General features: G+C 42.9%; 14 protein-coding genes, 1 tRNA gene and 2 pseudogenes. 14 read left to right on the plus strand and 3 right to left on the minus strand.

Translation table 11 applies throughout. The features are described from left to right. Positions 1-539: 539 nt before the first annotated feature. Positions 540-616, plus strand: a tRNA-Ile gene (locus NI467_RS07120). A gap of 131 nt (positions 617-747) precedes the next feature. On the opposite strand, the pseudogene NI467_RS07125 reads toward NI467_RS07120, so the two are convergent. Together NI467_RS07125 and NI467_RS07130 are read right to left on the minus strand one after the other, a co-directional pair. After that, positions 748-1,115, minus strand: a pseudogene (locus NI467_RS07125) (transposase); the annotation flags it as partial. Positions 1,116-1,440: 325 nt separating this feature from the next. Beyond that, positions 1,441-2,325 carry a LysR family transcriptional regulator gene (locus NI467_RS07130; protein ID WP_253152054.1) on the minus strand — a complete coding sequence of 295 codons (885 nt, stop codon included), beginning with the start codon at positions 2,323-2,325 and terminating at the stop codon, positions 1,441-1,443. Between the two features lie 176 nt (positions 2,326-2,501). Here NI467_RS07130 and NI467_RS07135 point away from each other — a divergent pair, with 176 nt between their 5' ends. From NI467_RS07135 to NI467_RS07160, 6 genes are all read left to right on the plus strand, one after another. After that, a complete protein-coding gene (locus NI467_RS07135) occupies positions 2,502-4,031 on the plus strand; it encodes a CoA-acylating methylmalonate-semialdehyde dehydrogenase (protein ID WP_253152055.1) in 1,530 nt (509 codons plus the stop codon). 11 nt (positions 4,032-4,042) lie between these two features. Next, the gene (gene mmsB, locus NI467_RS07140) at positions 4,043-4,933 is read left to right on the plus strand and encodes a 3-hydroxyisobutyrate dehydrogenase (protein ID WP_253152056.1); all 891 of its coding nucleotides are present in this window, start codon (positions 4,043-4,045) and stop codon (positions 4,931-4,933) included. Between the two features lie 86 nt (positions 4,934-5,019). Further along, positions 5,020-6,669 carry an AMP-binding protein gene (locus NI467_RS07145; protein ID WP_253152057.1) on the plus strand — a complete coding sequence of 550 codons (1,650 nt, stop codon included), beginning with the start codon at positions 5,020-5,022 and terminating at the stop codon, positions 6,667-6,669. A gap of 60 nt (positions 6,670-6,729) precedes the next feature. After that, a complete protein-coding gene (locus tag NI467_RS07150) occupies positions 6,730-7,857 on the plus strand; it encodes an acyl-CoA dehydrogenase family protein (RefSeq protein WP_253152058.1) in 1,128 nt (375 codons plus the stop codon). Between the two features lie 22 nt (positions 7,858-7,879). Then, complete coding sequence (locus NI467_RS07155) at positions 7,880-8,653, plus strand: enoyl-CoA hydratase (RefSeq protein WP_253152059.1); 774 nt, start codon at positions 7,880-7,882, stop codon at positions 8,651-8,653. Positions 8,654-8,673: 20 nt separating this feature from the next. Further along, positions 8,674-9,741: an enoyl-CoA hydratase/isomerase family protein gene (locus NI467_RS07160; protein ID WP_253152060.1), complete on the plus strand. Its 1,068-nt coding sequence runs from the start codon at positions 8,674-8,676 to the stop codon at positions 9,739-9,741. Positions 9,742-9,822: 81 nt separating this feature from the next. On the opposite strand, the pseudogene NI467_RS07165 reads toward NI467_RS07160, so the two are convergent. Continuing rightward, positions 9,823-10,225, minus strand: a pseudogene (locus NI467_RS07165) (transposase); the annotation flags it as partial. 207 nt (positions 10,226-10,432) lie between these two features. Between NI467_RS07165 and NI467_RS07170 the strand changes: the two are divergent. The 7 genes from NI467_RS07170 to NI467_RS07200 all read left to right on the plus strand — a co-directional run. Beyond that, the gene (locus NI467_RS07170; RefSeq protein ID WP_253152061.1) at positions 10,433-11,152 is read left to right on the plus strand and encodes an MFS transporter; all 720 of its coding nucleotides are present in this window, start codon (positions 10,433-10,435) and stop codon (positions 11,150-11,152) included. A gap of 11 nt (positions 11,153-11,163) precedes the next feature. Beyond that, positions 11,164-11,838, plus strand: coding sequence for a hypothetical protein (locus NI467_RS07175; protein WP_253152062.1), 675 nt, complete (start codon positions 11,164-11,166; stop codon positions 11,836-11,838). A gap of 126 nt (positions 11,839-11,964) precedes the next feature. Continuing rightward, positions 11,965-12,339, plus strand: coding sequence for a helix-turn-helix domain-containing protein (locus NI467_RS07180; RefSeq protein ID WP_151205404.1), 375 nt, complete (start codon positions 11,965-11,967; stop codon positions 12,337-12,339). A gap of 552 nt (positions 12,340-12,891) precedes the next feature. Further along, positions 12,892-14,100, plus strand: coding sequence for an Obg family GTPase CgtA (gene cgtA, locus NI467_RS07185; RefSeq protein ID WP_151205405.1), 1,209 nt, complete (start codon positions 12,892-12,894; stop codon positions 14,098-14,100). A gap of 27 nt (positions 14,101-14,127) precedes the next feature. After that, positions 14,128-15,261, plus strand: a complete 1,134-nt coding sequence (gene proB / locus NI467_RS07190; protein WP_253152063.1) for a glutamate 5-kinase — start codon at positions 14,128-14,130, stop codon at positions 15,259-15,261. A gap of 71 nt (positions 15,262-15,332) precedes the next feature. Further along, positions 15,333-17,402 carry a P-loop NTPase fold protein gene (locus tag NI467_RS07195; protein WP_253152064.1) on the plus strand — a complete coding sequence of 690 codons (2,070 nt, stop codon included), beginning with the start codon at positions 15,333-15,335 and terminating at the stop codon, positions 17,400-17,402. Between the two features lie 7 nt (positions 17,403-17,409). Next, a partial coding sequence (locus NI467_RS07200; RefSeq protein ID WP_253152065.1) for a transposase family protein occupies positions 17,410-17,608 on the plus strand: 199 nt, incomplete at its 3' end.

The raw sequence follows: 17,608 nt of genomic DNA on the forward strand, positions 1-17,608 counted from the left end.
AATATAAAATAAATATGAGTTGATATAAAAAATATATTAAAAAGGTCTTTTAGGGGCTATTCAGAAAGCGTGAATCTTATTAGACTTTTGTCGTAGGTTCAAAAGTTGAGCTTTGAGTTTTATTCAAACAAATTGCCCCTAGGAGACTGGAAAAAATGACGTATATTACTGCTGTTCTATTTGCATCTGTCATTTTTGCACTCGTTATTGTATGGTCTTTGATTGAATTTTATACGGAATCTAAGAGAATTAAGCAATTTGATTAATTTTAAAACTTTCATATTTCAATCATGTGAAGTGTTAAAACTCCTATAAATAAAAGTTTTTTACCATTAATCCTTTAGTTATATGTTTTGAGTAATATTTAAAAACGATAAGTAATCATTTCATTTCAACAATTTTCATCCATTAGAGAAATTTGCTGATTTGAATTGTTGCGTTAATGTGCAAGCGGTATGAAAAAGGCTTGTATTTTAAAATAATCTCCGCTAGTATTCTCTGCGCCTGAACTTGTTGATATATAACAAATTCAGCCTATAGGGCCTATAGCTCAGTTGGTTAGAGCAGCGGACTCATAATCCGTTGGTCGACAGTTCAAGTCTGTCTGGGCCCACCATATAAAACAACCACTTAGGTGCATTAACCCTAAGTAGTTTTTTGTTTTTAGAATTCATATAAGTACTATGTAAGCAGCTTAAATCAATATTATTTTTAATTGGCTTTAGAGCATAAAAGCTTTAAAGATAGAATTACCGCATGTGCTTGTCGATCTGAAAAGACTTTTCTGCAATGTTTCGTGTCATAAGCTCCATCTATATAGACAGAATTAATCCGCTCATCTAGTAAAATTTGATCAGGTAAATCATCGAGTACTTGTGAATCACTAATATTGTTCATTATGAGCGGAACTGTACATATTTGCAGTGTTTCAGCCTCTATACCCATATTTAGCCTAAGCCGCTATCATCGATATGAAGGTTAATGTTTCTTACGTTTTTACTTGCTGTCACTTAAAGATTTCAAGTCAGTACAATCGGTAATTAGATGTAGGCGATTGCTGCTTTCTTTAATAGCTAACTGCAATAAATATTAATATGTTTTTGTCTTTTACATAATTAAGGTTCGGTTATAGGAAGATCAATTCGTCGTACGATAGATTTTAGGTCTAGACTTATTCATTTGAGAATTATTGCTGAATAAGCCTTTGGGATAAGTTCGTGCAATAAAGCCGCGGCAGTGTAAAAATAATCCCCTAACAGCATTTAAAAACCGACTCCCTTAGGTCATATAGGGGGGGCATTTTAGACTGCTTAACATGTTAACTTTTTGAGTATCTCATACCTTTATTGTTCTATAGTCTTTAGGATTTGGCTATAACTCTGGTGATCCGTTCATTTGCTATATCGGGATTTTGTTATTGAAATCTATACAAATAGTGATTTATCTGCCCATTAGCAGTTCTTGCTGAACATCGGCCTGTTTACGCAAAAAATCCCACACTAGTTTAATTCTCGGCTCATGTTGTAAATCGACCAGGGTGAGCATCCAGAAAGTATGGGTAAAATTCAGCTGATCGCCTAGAACTTCTTCCAGTTCACTTTTATCATGTACAAGAAATCTCGGCAAAATGGCCAATCCGGCACCGGCCCGAACTGCAATCTCCTGCGCCAGAATACTGTTACTGCGAAAACAGGCGCTGACTTGCAAGGGCAGACGTTCCAGTGAATACAGCGCCGCGCTATAAACCAGATCATCAATATAATTGACAAAACGTTGCTGTTTCAGATCTTCCAGTTTTTGAATGGGCGGATTTTGTTGTAAATAACGTTTACTGCCATACAGCTTTAGACAGTAATTGGACAACCGGGTGATGATATACGGCCCGGATTTAGGCCGGTCGATGGAAATAACGATATCCGCTTCACGATGCGAGAGTTTAATGGTTTTCGGCACCGGAATCAGGTCAATGGTCAATAGCGGATAATGCTGGGAAAACTCAGCCAACAGGCCCGCCAGAAATGCCGTGCCGAAGCCTTCCGGCGCGCCGATACGGACCCGACCTTGCAAGGGATCATGGCGCTTATCAATCTGGATAAAGGACTGTTCCATCTGTTCCACACGCGGTACTAGCGCCAAACCTTCCAAAGTCAGCTCATAACCTGTTGCTTCACGTTTAAACAGTTGCGTACCGAGGGTATTTTCCAGCGCCTGAATCCGCCGTGCCACGGTGCTGTGTTCAACTCCAATCAAGCGGGCTGCGTTGGTGAGCGTTTTAGCACGTGCCAAAACCAAAAAAAAGCGTAAATGATCCCAATCTACTTTCATCTTCTATTTAACATCCTGTTAAATCCTGTGCATATTTGCACAATCATCGTGCATCAATTTCTATTGGTGGTCAAAGTGTTCTTTGTTAGTCTGCTGAAACAGCGTAAAAAAATACGTTAAAAAAAAGCCAGTAAAGGCAGATACAACGACAATAACAAAACCAGCACGGAGCGACCATGAACGCTATTCATCACCCCCAGCAAAGTACCGGATTCACCACCGCAAAACTCCTGATTAATGGTGAATTTGTCGAATCAAAAACCAGCCATTGGCAAGATATTGTTAATCCTGCCACTCAGGAAGTCTTGGGTCAGGTGCCTTTTGCCACGACTGAAGAAGTCAATGCTGCAATTGCGGCGGCGCAAAATGCCTTTGCCAGCTGGCGCCAGACCCCGATTCAGACACGTATGCGTATCATGCTGAAACTACAAGATCTGATTCGTACCAACTTAAAAAGTATCGCACAGGTTTTGACCGCTGAACAGGGCAAAACATTAGCAGATGCTGAAGGTGATATTCAACGTGGTTTAGAAGTGGTTGAACATGCCTGTTCAGTCGGTTCCCTACAAATGGGTGAATACATAGAAGGCGTGGCACGTGGTGTTGATACCTATACCTTGCAACAACCACTGGGGGTCTGTGCCGGAATTACCCCCTTTAATTTTCCGGCAATGATTCCGCTGTGGATGTTCCCGATGGCGATTGTCTGCGGCAACACCTTTGTTCTAAAGCCTTCGGAACAGGATCCATTGTCGACCATGATGCTGGTTGAACTGGCGATTCAGGCAGGTGTGCCAGCAGGTGTGCTCAACGTGGTGCATGGTGGTAAAGAAGTGGTCGATTTGCTCTGTACCCATTCTGACATCAAGGCCATTTCCTTTGTCGGTTCGACCGCAGTCGGCACCCACGTCTATAACCTCGCAGGCCAGCATGGCAAACGTGTGCAGTCGATGATGGGCGCGAAAAACCATGTGGTGGTGATGCCGGATGCCCATAAAGAACAGACTTTAAATGCCTTGGTCGGTGCTGCTTTTGGTGCAGCAGGACAGCGTTGTATGGCACTTTCTGTGGCAGTGATGGTCGGCGAGACCAAGCACTGGGTTGATGAACTGGTCAATAAAACCAAAACTTTGAAAGTCAATGCCGGGCATGAACCGAATACTGATGTTGGACCAGTGATTTCGACCCGTGCCAAAGCCCGCGTGATTGATCTGATTAACAGTGGCATTGAACAAGGTGCTGAACTGTTGCTGGATGGTCGTGAGGTACGGGTTCCGGGTTATGAGCAGGGCAATTTTGTTGGACCAACGATTTTTAATCAGGTTACGACCGATATGCGCATTTATCAGGAAGAAGTATTTGGTCCGGTACTGGCGATCATGCATGTCGATACTTTAGAGCAAGCGATTGAGCTGATTAATGCCAATCCATTTGGTAATGGCGTTGGACTGTTTACCCAAAATGGCAATACCGCGCACATCTTCCAGAACCAGATTGATATCGGTCAGGTCGGCATCAACATTCCAATTCCTGTCCCTGTGCCGTTCTTCAGCTTTACCGGTTCACGCGGTTCAAAGCTGGGTGATTTGGGTCCTTATGGCAAACAGGCGGTGCAGTTCTATACCCAGACCAAAACCATTACCAGTCGCTGGTTTGAAGATGATCAGGAAACCACAGGTGTCAATACTACCATCAGCCTGCGCTAAGGAGCATCCGCATGAAGATTGCATTTATTGGTTTGGGCAACATGGGCGGCTCGATGGCGCAGAATCTGCTCAAATCGGGACATCAGGTTTTTGGTTATGACTTAAGTACCATGGCTTTACAGCATTTTGCCGAAGCGGGCGGTATAGTTTGTGACAGTCCACAAGCTGCCGCAAAACAGGCGGATATTGTGGTCAGCATGCTGCCTGCAGCCAAGCATGTACGTGAAGTCTATCTCGGCGAACACGGTATTCTGGAAGTACTCCAAGCCGGCAGCCTGTGTATCGACAGCAGCACGATTGACCCGCAAACTATTCAGGAGATTGCCGCAATAGCGCAGGCCAAACAGGTTCGTGTGTGTGATGCACCAGTTTCTGGCGGGACTTTAGGGGCTAAAGATGGCACACTGACCTTTATGGTGGGTGCAGACGATGCCACCTTTGAGGCCGTAAAACCAGTCCTCAGCAGTATGGGTGAAAATCTGGTGCATTGTGGCGCTGTAGGAACAGGACAGGTGGCAAAAATCTGTAATAACCTGATTCTGGGTATTTCCATGACCGCCGTTGCGGAAGGCATGGCGCTTGGTGCCAAACTGGGCATTGATCCTCAAGCACTGGCCGGGGTGATCAATAGCTCAACCGGACGTTGCTGGAGTTCTGAAATCTATAATCCCTGGCCGGATATCTGTGCCAATGCGCCGTCATCACGGGGTTATACCGATGGTTTCGCAGCACAGCTCATGCTTAAAGATTTGGGCCTGGCCGTCGATGCAGCGCAGCAGGTGGATCAACCAGTTGTACTTGGCAGCATGGTACAAAAACTCTATCAGCAATTGTGTCAGGAAGGGGATGCGCATCTGGATTTTTCCAGCATCATGCATCAATACACCACGCCACCTGCTTAACACTTAAAAGATTCAGATGAAGCAAGGATTCGCTTCATTAACAGTACCTTGTCAGTAATAACGATAAATTCAGGCTGAGATTGAACATGTTAGATTATCAAGAAACGATTGAAAATTTTGATTTAGATACAGTGGCAAAACAGTATTTATCCGGTTCGATGCAGGCACTGAACGCCTGTTATGAATGTTGCGACCGCCATGCCGACTCCGATGCCATTGCCTTGCACTGGTATGGTAAAGATGGCCGCAAAGAACAATATAGCTTTCGCGAACTCAAGAAATATTCCAGCCAGTTTGCCAATTTTCTAAAGTCTCAAGGTATTGGTAAGGGAGACCGCGTTTCCGGACTGTTACCGCGGACTCCAGAGCTAATTATTACCATTCTAGCGACCTGGCGGATTGGTGCAGTGTATCAACCGTTATTTACTGCCTTTGGTCCTAAAGCCATCGAACACCGTATTCAGCTGGCGCAAAGCAAGCTGGTCGTGACTGATCTGGCGAATCGGGAGAAACTCTCCGATCTTAGTGCTTGTCCTACGATCGTCACTGTACATGCCGAAACCGAAGCAGAGCGTTATCCGCAAGATTTCAGTTTTTGGACGGTGTTAAACCGTCAGGCTGAAGGTTGTGAACTGGAAATGCTCAGTATCAATGAGCCATTTTTGTTGATGTTTACCTCTGGAACCACTGGACCGGCCAAGCCTCTAAAAGTGCCGCTAAAAGCCCTGATTGCTTTTGCTGGCTATATGCACAATGCCATCGGTCTAACCGAAGATGATACTTTTTGGAATATTGCTGATCCGGGCTGGGCTTATGGCTTGTACTATGCCATTACCGGGCCTTTATTACTCGGGCACTCGACTCTGTTTTATGAAGGTGGTTTCAATGCCGAAAGTGTCTGCGACATTGTCAAGGAGTATGGCATTACCAATCTGGCTGGTGCGCCGACCGCTTATCGCATGATGATGGCTGCTGACCCTGCTCAGATGGCGCAGCTGCGCGGCAAGTTGCGCGTGGTCAGTAGTGCTGGAGAACCCTTAAACCCGGAAGTGATCCGCTGGTTTAAAGAAGTGCTGGATGTAGCAATTTATGACCATTATGGCCAGACTGAAGTTGGGATGGTGGTGTGCAATCATCATGCACTACAACATCCGGTCCGTTCAGGTTCGGCAGGCTTTGCCAGTCCGGGTTATCGGATTGCAGTCATCGATGAACAAGGTCAGGAACTAGCGACTGATGTTCCGGGCATCCTGGCAGTGGATATCAGTCAGTCCCCAATGATGTGGTTCTCGGGTTATGAAGAAAGTCGCAAATCTCCATTTGTCGGACATTACTATTTAACTGGGGATACCGCGGAAATTCATGCTGATGGCAGTATGAGTTTTGTGGGGCGTAGTGATGATGTCATTACCACCTCCGGCTATCGGGTCGGACCATTTGATGTGGAAAGCGCCTTGCTGGAACACGATGCCGTAATTGAAGCCGCCGTCATTGGCGTGCCTGATCCTGAACGTACTGAAGTGATTAAAGCCTTTGTAATTCTGGCGAATAACTTTACAGCTTCATCTCATCTGGAAGAGGAACTGGGTCAGTTTGTGAAAAAGCGTTTGTCTGCCCATGCTTATCCACGCCTGATTGAATTTGTCACAGAATTGCCCAAAACCCCGAGTGGCAAGATTCAGCGTTTCTTACTGCGTAATCAGGAAATCGACAAGCAGCAGGTGAAAACCGCATAAATCAGCCCAAGCCCGCAGATTGAATAAAAATATTGAATAAAGAGATTGAAGGAAGCATCAATGCAATTTACGGAAGAGCAACAACTGATTCAGGATATGGCCAAAAGCTTCGCTCAGGAACAGATTAAACCTTTTGCCAGCGAGTGGGATCAAAAAGGCATATTTCCTAAACAGACCTTGTCTCAAATGGGTGAGCTGGGTTTTTTAGGTATGCTGATTCCAGAAGAGTGGGGCGGTTCAGGTACAGGCACGCTGGCTTATGTGCTGGCCCTCGAAGAAGTGGCTGCGGCAGATGGTGCAACCTCCGCCATCATGAGCGTACATAACTCGGTGGGTTGTGTGCCGATTCTGAAGTTTGGGACGGAACAGCAAAAGCAGCAGTTTTTAAAACCGTTGGCTCAAGGGGAAATGATTGGTGCCTTCGCCCTGACCGAACCGCATACCGGTTCGGATGCGGCAGCGATTAAAACCCGTGCAGTCAAAGACGGCGATCACTACATTATCAATGGTGCCAAACAGTTTATTACCTCAGGCCATAATGCCGGGATGATTATTGTCTTTGCCGTGACCGACCCAGACGCGGGTAAAAAAGGCATGAGTGCATTTTTAATCCCACGCGATACGCCTGGTTATGAAGTGATTCGGGTCGAAGAAAAACTCGGTCTGCATGCTTCGGATACCTGTCAGATTGCTTTAACCGATGTCCGCATTCATGAAAGCCTAAGACTGGGTGCAGAAGGTGAAGGTCTGAAAATTGCCCTCGCCAATCTGGAAGGTGGACGGATCGGTATTGCCGCACAAGCAGTGGGGCTGGCCCGCGCTGCATTGGAAGAGGCGACTGTTTATGCCCATGATCGTATGGCCTTTGGCAAACCGATTTTTGAACAGCAGGCAATCTCTTTTCGGTTAGCCAGCATGGCCACCGAAATTGAAGCCGCGCGCCAACTGGTCCATTTTGCTGCACGTAAAAAGGAAGCCGGTGAAAGCTGTTTAACCGAAGCCTCTATGGCCAAGCTCTTTGCTTCGGAAATGGCCGAACGTGTCTGTTCCAAAGCCTTACAGATTTTTGGTGGCTATGGCTATCTGAAAGATTTTCCGATTGAACGCATCTATCGCGATGCCCGGATTTGTCAGATCTATGAAGGCACCAGCGATATTCAGCGTCTGGTGATTGCACGCAGTTTATAAGGAATTACAAAGGATTTTTATCATGCAATGGCAAACCATTTTACTCGAACAACGTAACGGTGTCGGATTGATTACCTTAAACCGTCCTCAGGCGTTGAATGCACTGAATAACCAGCTGATTGTCGAGGTCAATCAGGCACTCGATCAGCTGGAAAAAGACCCAGAAATTGGCTGTATTGTGATTGCCGGTTCGGAAAAAGCCTTTGCTGCCGGTGCCGATATCAAAGAAATGGCAGATCTGAATTTTCCACAAATTTATCTGGATGATTTTTTTAGTCTGGCGGATCGAATTGCCCAGCGCCGTAAACCGTTAATTGCCGCAGTGAGTGGCTATGCCTTGGGTGGTGGTTGTGAACTGGCACTGATGTGTGACTTTATTTACTGCGCTGATAATGCAAAATTTGGTTTGCCTGAAGTCACCTTAGGGGTATTGCCCGGCATTGGTGGAACGCAGCGTTTGACCCTGGCCATTGGTAAAGCCAAAGCTATGGAAATGTGCCTGACCGCACGTCACATGGGCGCACAAGAAGCCGAGCAAAGTGGTCTGGTGGCTCGTGTCTTTGCCAAAGAAGAATTGTTGGAACAAACGCTGCAAGCGGCAGAAAAAATTGCTGAAAAATCTCTGCCTGCTGTGATGATGATTAAAGAATCGATTAATCGGGCTTTTGAAGTCAGTCTGGCCGAAGGTCTACGCTTTGAACGACGGGTATTTCATTCTATTTTTGCTGGTTCTGATCAGAAAGAAGGTATGCAGGCCTTTGTTGAAAAACGCCCAGCCAAATTTACCCATCAATAAAAAAAGAATAGGAAAAAATAATGAGTGCTGAAAATAATTTAGTGATTAGCGTACAGGGAGTTCTGGGCATCATCAGCCTGGACCGCACTAGCCATTTAAATGCCTTAACCCTACAGATGATTCAAGGTATTCAGTCACAATTAGATCAGTGGCGCCATGATCCAGAGGTGCAAGCGATTCTGATCAATTCTAACAGTCCCAAGGCATTCTGTGCCGGAGGAGACATCCGCTATCTGTATGACAGCTATCAGGCAGGCAATACCCAATATCAGGATTTTTTTGCCACTGAATATACGATGCTGAGCACACTGCGCAATTTTCCAAAGGCCGTCATCGTCATGATGGATGGTTATGTTCTGGGTGGGGGATTTGGACTGGTGCAGGCGTGTCATATTAAAGTGACCAGTGAAAAATCACGCTTTGCCATGCCAGAAACGGCGATTGGCTTTTTCCCGGATGTGGGAGCCACCCATTTCCTGTCCCGACTGGATGAAGTTGGCGTTTATATGGCACTGACTGGTGAACAGATTAGCAGTAGCGATGCGTTATATCTGGATCTGATCGATTATCATGTGCCGAGAGAAAGTTTTGCTAAACTCGAAGCGACATTGAGCGCTGCGCCTATTTTAAATCCGGTGGAAATCCGTAAAATCGTCAGTGCGTTTATCACCCATCCAGTAGAAAGCGAGTTGCAAAAACATATTGGACTGATTAACAAACATTTTTCTTATCCGCGTCTGGAGGAAATTGAACATAGTCTGGCTCATACAAGCGATGCCCTTGATCAGGACTGGGCCAAGAAAATGCTGGACCTCTTGCAGCAACGTCCACGGATGGCAAAACAAGTCAGTCTGAAATTACAGCAGACCGGGCAGAATCTGTCGCTGGAAAAATGTATGCAGTTAGAACGGGATTTACAAGATATCTGGTTAGAGCAGGGCGATTTCATCGAGGGTGTACGTGCATTGATCATTGATAAAGATAAAAATCCGCAGTGGCAAATAGACAATGTAAACTTTGAAAAAACGTTGGAAAAATGCTGGCCCGCCTGGAGCAAGCAATATATAGATTCGCTTTGTTATAAATAATCAAAATTTATTGTAAAGAAACCCGAATCCGGCTTAAGCCAATGATTCCATAACCTGAATTGTTGGCTTATTGCGATGGATTCATTGATATGCGCATAACTATATAAATTCTACTGATAAACTTACGAAGACTATATGCTTTACTCGTCACTAAATTGGATGGGCCTTGCAACAAGCTGAATAGCGTTTCTATTTTATAGCGTTGTTTTAAGTGATATTTATCTGAAGTACTGAGTTGAACAGCCTGTCTGTTCTTTCGACGGTAGATAATTAAATCAATTCCTTGATCTATTAACCTGCTTTTGAGTTGTTGGCTGATATAGCCATGAACTGCATGAAGCTTTATAGCTAAACCTTCGATCAATTGCTCAGCCCTTTTTATGTCAGCAATATGCCCATTCGATAAAGCAGAACAGGCGATTTCACCCAATCGATTCATCGCAGGAGATAACCTATAGCCATAAAACCAGCCCATTGAACTTTTACTACACAGAATAATAATTCGGTCCTATTAAACCTCAGCACTAGCGCTTAAGGTTGGGGGGAACTCAACAGCTAGCTCTAGTCTTTTTATTTTTCCTGTTAATTTCTTAGCCGCGATTCGGGTTAAAAATCCTATACAAAAAAATAGCAAAACATAAAATATTTGTGTTCACAATAAAGTGTTAACCAAGAGGATAAGGATAGCCTTTTGCGATCTAAATATATAATTGCTGCCATTACTTTAATTTTTTTTGCGACCTTGTGTGGACTCTTAATTGGCATTTGGGTGTTTCAGTATTTTAAGATTTATATTCCATTACAAGATCAGCAAGTAAGTATTGATTTGAAAGAGCCTTTGCAGGCTGAGGTTAAAATTCATGATGCCTTGAATGTGGATGTTCAGGGAAATGTAAATGCTGAAATTCCCATTCAAGAAAATCTCAATATTCCTTTAACCCAATCACTGACCCCGCGCGTGTACTTTGATAACTATGTGCCGATTAAAACGGTTATTCCGGTTAATGAGGTATTAAAGGTAAAGCAAAATATCCCGATTGATACCCGGGTTAAGGTAAATGTCTTAGGAAAGGATATTAGCTTGCCGCTCAAAGGCACGATTCCGATTGATCTGGACGTTCCTCTGCAACTGAAGGTTCCACTGGAGCAAAAAGTCCATTTGAAATTTGATGCACCTGTAAAAACGGTATTAAAAGAAAATCTGAATATTCCACTTGATACTACATTAAAAACGAGTATTCCAATTCAGGGGCATCTGAATGTACCTATTCAAACTGCATTACAAGCGAGTGTAGATGTACAAAACACCTTGCCAATTACGATTCAGCAAGGTGAGTTGGAAATTGCTTTGGATAGCTTGAAGCTCAAGCGAACACCGACGCCCTCAGCAATTCATACAGCCGATGAATAGGAGGGAAAAGTATGCCTATTTCTATTCGTATATGGGCGATTCTGTTTGTAATTACGACTTGCAGTATTGCCTTGCTGTTCTGGTTTTATCTGAATATACAGGCCAGCATGCATATCAAGGCACAGCATGCTTCAGTCAGATTACCAGACGCATTGCCCACTAAAATTTCAATTGGAAATCATTTACAGACCCATGCTCAAGGAAAGCTGGACACAGAGATTAAAATTAACCGTGGACTTGATTTACCTTTACAAGGCAAATATCGGGCAAATTTGCAGTTTGCCGTTGTAGTGCCAGTTTCGGTAAATGTCGATTATAAAACGACGATTAAAGTCGATCAGATGATGGCACTTGAAACCTCCACCAATCTGATCTACCAAAACAAGTTGTTGCCGACCTTTCCTTTAAAAATGGATGTGCCGATTCGTCTGGATCTACCATTTCAGCTGAAACAAAATTATCGGATTCCCATCAGAATCCTGTTTGATGGGCCCGTATTTTTAGGCTTTGATGAGTCCTTACATTTACAGGTAAAACATGATTTTAAACCTCAGCTTGAAATGAATGACCCGATGACTATGCGTAAAATCACCACCTTTCATGCCACCATGCGGAATATCGAACGAAATACCAAAGCCAATTTGGAGATGCACATGCAGTTGCCCCTGAAGCAGATTCACCCTTAAAAGCCTCTGTATTAAAGTGATTAATTTTGGGGAAAAATAAACTTGTGGCTTCAGTTCTGTTTTGATAACTTACTTAATGTAAGTATATAACAAAAAGTAAGATTTTTGATTAAAGGGAAGGACTTTATGGCGACTTATGAAACCAGTAAATTGCTTGGTCAAGTGTTATCTGTAGATTGTCCGTCACGAGGGATCTTGGAGCATCTTACCAACAAGTGGTCAGTGCTGGTCTTGCGTTGCTTAAGTGAGGGAGTACATCGCTTTAGTGAATTAAAGCAGCGCATTGAAGGAATCAGTGAAAAGATGCTGGCGCAAACTTTAAAAATGTTGGAGCAGGATGGTTTTATTTTAAGAACCGTCTATCCGGTGGTACCGCCGAAAGTAGAATATCAGCTAACCATATTAGGTTCGCAGGCGGCTGAAAAAGTGAATTATCTGATTGGCTGGGTAGAGCGAAGTTTACCGGAAATTTTAGATAATAAATCGCGTATTAGCCCATAGGTTTTAAATTGTTTTACCGTATCTGGAATGAAAAGATTGGTATATTCAGTAATCAAGCGATTCATAATATCGTGACTGGCTTGATTTTATCAGGGACTATTTATTTTAAGTGCTCAAGCGTCGATAAAGCTTGATTTCCCTAATCTTTCATTGCTTAACGGCTATGTTGGTATAAATATATAGAGCCTCTGCTGTTTTATCCTTGAAAAGGATGTACGCACTCCATCAAGAGTACAAATTGTGATGACAAAGGATGCTTGGCATCCTGTGAAACATTTGCAGACATACACTGGACTCTTGTAAAACTGACAGCACTCTGAGCAGAGTGTGGCTAAATCAGAAATAACTAAAAACACCAAGCTCATTAATAGGGCATATAATTGACTAGTGCAGTTAAATGAATAAATCTCAGAGATTTAAAGCTTTTAAGCCAGCTTGACGAAAATATTGAAGAAATAAACGTTCTCGTTGGAATAGTACATAAATTTAGTCGTGAAATTCTTTAAAATATGGCAGAATAGGCGGTTTTAAAGATTTTAGAGGATTGGCAAGATGCGCTTTGTTGATGAAGCAGTCATTACCGTAGAGGCTGGCGACGGTGGCAATGGCGTAGCCAGTTTTCGCCGTGAAAAATTTGTACCATTTGGTGGTCCGGATGGTGGTGATGGTGGTCGTGGCGGCAGCATTTATATTGAAGCTGATGACAACACCAGTACCCTTGTAGATTATCGTTATACCCGTAAATTTCGCGCTGAACGTGGTAAAAACGGTGCTGGCGCAAACTGTGCTGGTCGTGGTGGCGAATCAGTCGTATTAAAAGTTCCAGTAGGAACAACTATCGTTGATTCTGAATCGGGCGATATTATTGGTGACCTGGTTGAAAATGGTCAAAAGGTTCTAGTGGCTCAAGGTGGTCAGGGCGGTTTGGGGAATACACACTTCAAATCATCGACCAACCGTTCTCCGCGTAAATGTACGCATGGTGTCAAAGGTGAATTCCGCGAAATCCGTCTCGAGCTGAAAGTACTCGCAGATGTGGGCTTGCTGGGTATGCCAAATGCAGGCAAATCAACGTTTATCCGCGCAGTCTCGGCAGCCAAACCAAAAGTGGCAGACTATCCGTTTACGACTATGGTGCCAAATCTGGGTGTAGTTGATGCAGATCGTTACCGTTCATTTGTAATGGCAGACATTCCGGGGCTGATCGAAGGAGCTTCCGAAGGTGCAGGCTTGGGGATTCGCTTCCTGAAACATTTGGCACGTACCCGTATCTTACTGCACATTGTGGATGTCCAGCCAATTGACGGTTCCGACCCTGCTTATAATGCCCGTGCGATTATGAACGAGCTGCAAAAATTCTCCCCGACATTGTCAAAATTGCAGATTGTTCTGGTGTTGAACAAGGTTGATCAGCTTCCGGCAGAGTCACGTGAAGAGTGGTGTAATCACATTCTGGAAGAATTGCAATGGGAAGGTCCGGTCTTTAAGACCTCAGGCTTGACGGCTGAAGGAACCAAAGAGGTCGTCTACTACCTGATGGACCAGATCGAAGAGCAGCGCGAACGCGAAGTTGAAGATCCGGAATATGCAGCAGAGATGAAAGCATTCCGTGACCAGCTGGAGGCTGAAACACGTGAACAAACCATCGCTGCCAAAGAAGCGTATCGTGAGATGCGTCGTCAGCAACGTCTTGCCGGTGCGCTGGATGACGAAGATGATGAAGATGGCGATGATGATGTAGAAGTGTACTACGTACGCTAATTCTGTAGAAAAAAGTCTGAGGACAAGATGATAGAAGTGGTAGATGGGCAACGTCAGCTCAAGGGTTGTAAACGAATCGTTGTGAAAATCGGATCATCTTTACTCACAGCAAATGGGCAGGGACTAGATCTGGATGCGATCTCGCATTGGGCGGGACAGATTGCAGATTTATACAATGCTGGACACGAAATTATTTTGGTGTCTTCAGGTGCTGTGGCTGAAGGGATGGTTCGGATGAAACTTGAGAGTCGACCCACCGATCTACCCAGTCTTCAGGCCTGTGCTGCAATCGGACAAATGGGCCTGATCCAGACATGGTCAAGTGTACTGGAAAAGCACGAGATTCAAACTGCACAAGTATTATTGACCCATGATGACCTGGCAGATCGCCGTCGTTATCTCAATTCATGTGATGCCTTGCAGAACCTGATTGACTGGCGCGTGATTCCGGTGATCAATGAAAATGACACCGTTTCTACCGAAGAAATCCGCTTTGGTGATAACGATACTCTGGCGGCGATGGTGGCTGGTCAGGTGCATGCAGACTTGCTGATTATTTTGACAGATCAGGAAGGTATGTTTGATTCTGACCCGCGCTCAAATCCCGATGCCAAACTGTTCCATACGGTTCGTGCAATGGATGAAAGCCTGTTTGATATGGCGGGTGGTGGCGGCAAATTTGGTCGTGGTGGTATGCTGACCAAAGTCCGTGCTGCACGTCTGGCAGCAAAATCAGGCTGTCCGACGCTGATTGCCAGTGGGGATAGCGACCAGGTGTTATCTCGTCTGATGGCGGGTGAAATGCTGGGAACCTTATTCATTACCGATGATGACCGTATTACGGCGCGTCAGCAATGGCTGGCTGCGCATTTACAAACCGCTGGCCGTCTGGTGATTGACGATGGTGCAGTAAAAGCCATCAAGGAAAATCACCGCAGCTTGTTGCCTGTAGGCGTGAAAGCGGTAGAAGGTCACTTTGATCGCGGCGATGTGGTAGAATGTGTGGATTGGCAAGGCCATCGTATTGCAGTAGGACGGGTCAACTTTAGTTCACGTTCGGCTGAAGTTGTTAAAGGTTTGGCCTCAGATAAAGTGCACCAGGTTTTGGGTGAAGCGCGTTCATTAGAAATGATTCATCGCAATCATATGGCGATTTATTAATGATTTAAGTAATTGAATAGTAGTTAAAAATTATATTTAAAATATTTTTTTAACTACTTATCTAACTACTTGTGGAAAAGCTCACTTATAAAAGTGGGCTTTTCTTTTTATGTTATGCAATTTCAGATTTGAGATTATCATCAATTTGTGATGCAATAAAATATAAGCAAAGAATACTTTTTAATATTAATAATTTAATCGAAAACTATGGTGGCATTATGTCCAACTCTTATTCCTCTGATTCACCCGTCCATGTAGTTGAGGAGGATAAATTCTCTAGATGGCAATTTTCAAAGAGAATTGCGGATGTGATAGCCAATAGAAATGATCCATCTAGTATTGTAATTGGCTTGTATGGTGCTTGGGGTAATGGGAAAACATCAGTCTTGAATTTTATTGAAAATGCATTGAGTAACAATGAAGATGTAATAACAATAAAATTTAATCCTTGGAGATTTGGAACTGAAGAGGAATTACTTAAATCTTTCTTTTTTGATGTGGCTAATGCGATTGATACACAGCTTGTTACTAACGGAGATAAAGTTAAAGGGGCGGTAAAAGCTATTGCCCCTGCAATAACAGGACTGTTTGGTTCTTCAGAAGTTGGTCAGGCAATCAGTGGGTTTATACCTACTGTAGAATTGGAAAAATTGAAAGAGCGGATCGAGAGTGCATTAGAAACTACAAAGAAAAGAGTTTTAATTCTGATAGATGATGTTGATCGATTGGAAAAAACAGAAATTCATGCATTATTTAGACTTGTTAAACTTACAGCTGATTTTAAATATACTGCATATATTCTAGCTTTTGATAAAGACATTGTTACTTCCTCATTACAGGAGAGATATTCCAATTCAACAAATAATGCCGGTGAAGCATTCTTGGAAAAAATTATTCAAGTCCCTTTGTATTTGCCATTAATAGATCAATCTATATTGATTAATTACTGCTTTCAAGGTGTCGATCAAGCGTTAAATATGGCTGAAATTGAGCTTACTCAGGATCAGGCTTCTAATTTTGCAAGATTATTTACTAGGTATTTTGGTCATTCACTAAGTACGCCCAGAAAAGCAAAACTCTACGGAAATATATTGCTGTTTTCACTACCAATACTGAAAGGTGAGGTAAATGTTGTTGAACTTATGCTTATAGAGGCAATTAGGGTTTTTTATCCACCCGTATATGAATTACTCCGAACAAATAAGGATGCTTTTGTTGGTACTTTCTCTGAAAATCGTTATTCAAATAATGATCATGAAAAAGAAAAATTAAAAAATGCGTTAGAAAATGCGATTGATTTGTGTAAGGGAGCAACTAAAGAAAATATCATTAGTTTGTTGAAGGAGTTGTTTCCAAAAGTCATCTCTAGTTATCAAAATACGATTTATGGATCAGAATGGTATAGCATATGGGATAAAGAGCAAAAGGTTTGTGCTCCCAATTATTATTCAAGATACTTTACTTATTCTATAAATTCATCTGATGTGTCCGATACTAAGCTTGAAGAAGTGCTAAAGGAATGCGAGCACTGGGTTAATCTACGAGAGGACAAAAATCCTTTGAATGAAGTGCTATGTGATACAAATGCTGAAAAGTTGATTCAAAAACTAAGAGTCATGGCTGAGGGATTAGCTAATAATATCTCTTTATCTTTGTGTATTGCTATTGCTCAGAAAGCTAAAGATTTGCCCTATAGATTACAGTTGTTTGATTGGTTTACACCATTAATACAAGGTGCAATGTTGATAAATGAATTGGTGCAAAATTTTGAAAAAGGAGCTCGACTAGATCAGATAAAATTAATTTTTGATCATTCATCGTCTTTAGATTTTATTTTAGATATTTATAAGTGGTTAAAAAAATATGATCCGGAAAAACCTGAAGAAATCAATTGCTTGGCGGAAAGTGAGGTAAATGCATTAGCGATATACATTGTAGATATATTCAAAAATAGAATTTCATTGAGTGAAGATATCATTAAGGGGGCTTCTAGAAATTTACCAACTTTATTCAATATTCTGAATAAATACGAAAGTCCGAATTTTTTAACTGATTATTTAGTAGATCTCTTTCATAAATCAAAAAACGATCTACTTTTTGCTACTTATTTGTACCAAAGAATTTTCAATATTCATGCATAATCTGCGGATGAAATACATCGATTCAAAGAAGCTTTCTGAAACACAGTTCAAGCGATACACCGGCATCTCATGGTCAACCTTTGATTTAATGGTTGAGCAGTTGAAGAAACATGTCCCTGCCAAAGGCAGACCGCCCAAGTTAAGCCTGGAAGACCAGGTTCTGCTCTGTCTAAGCTATTGGCGGGAATACCGAACCTTATTTCACG

Origin of the sequence: Acinetobacter sp. S4397-1 (genome assembly GCF_024129285.1) — a bacterium.
Classification (GTDB): domain Bacteria; phylum Pseudomonadota; class Gammaproteobacteria; order Pseudomonadales; family Moraxellaceae; genus Acinetobacter; species Acinetobacter lwoffii_C.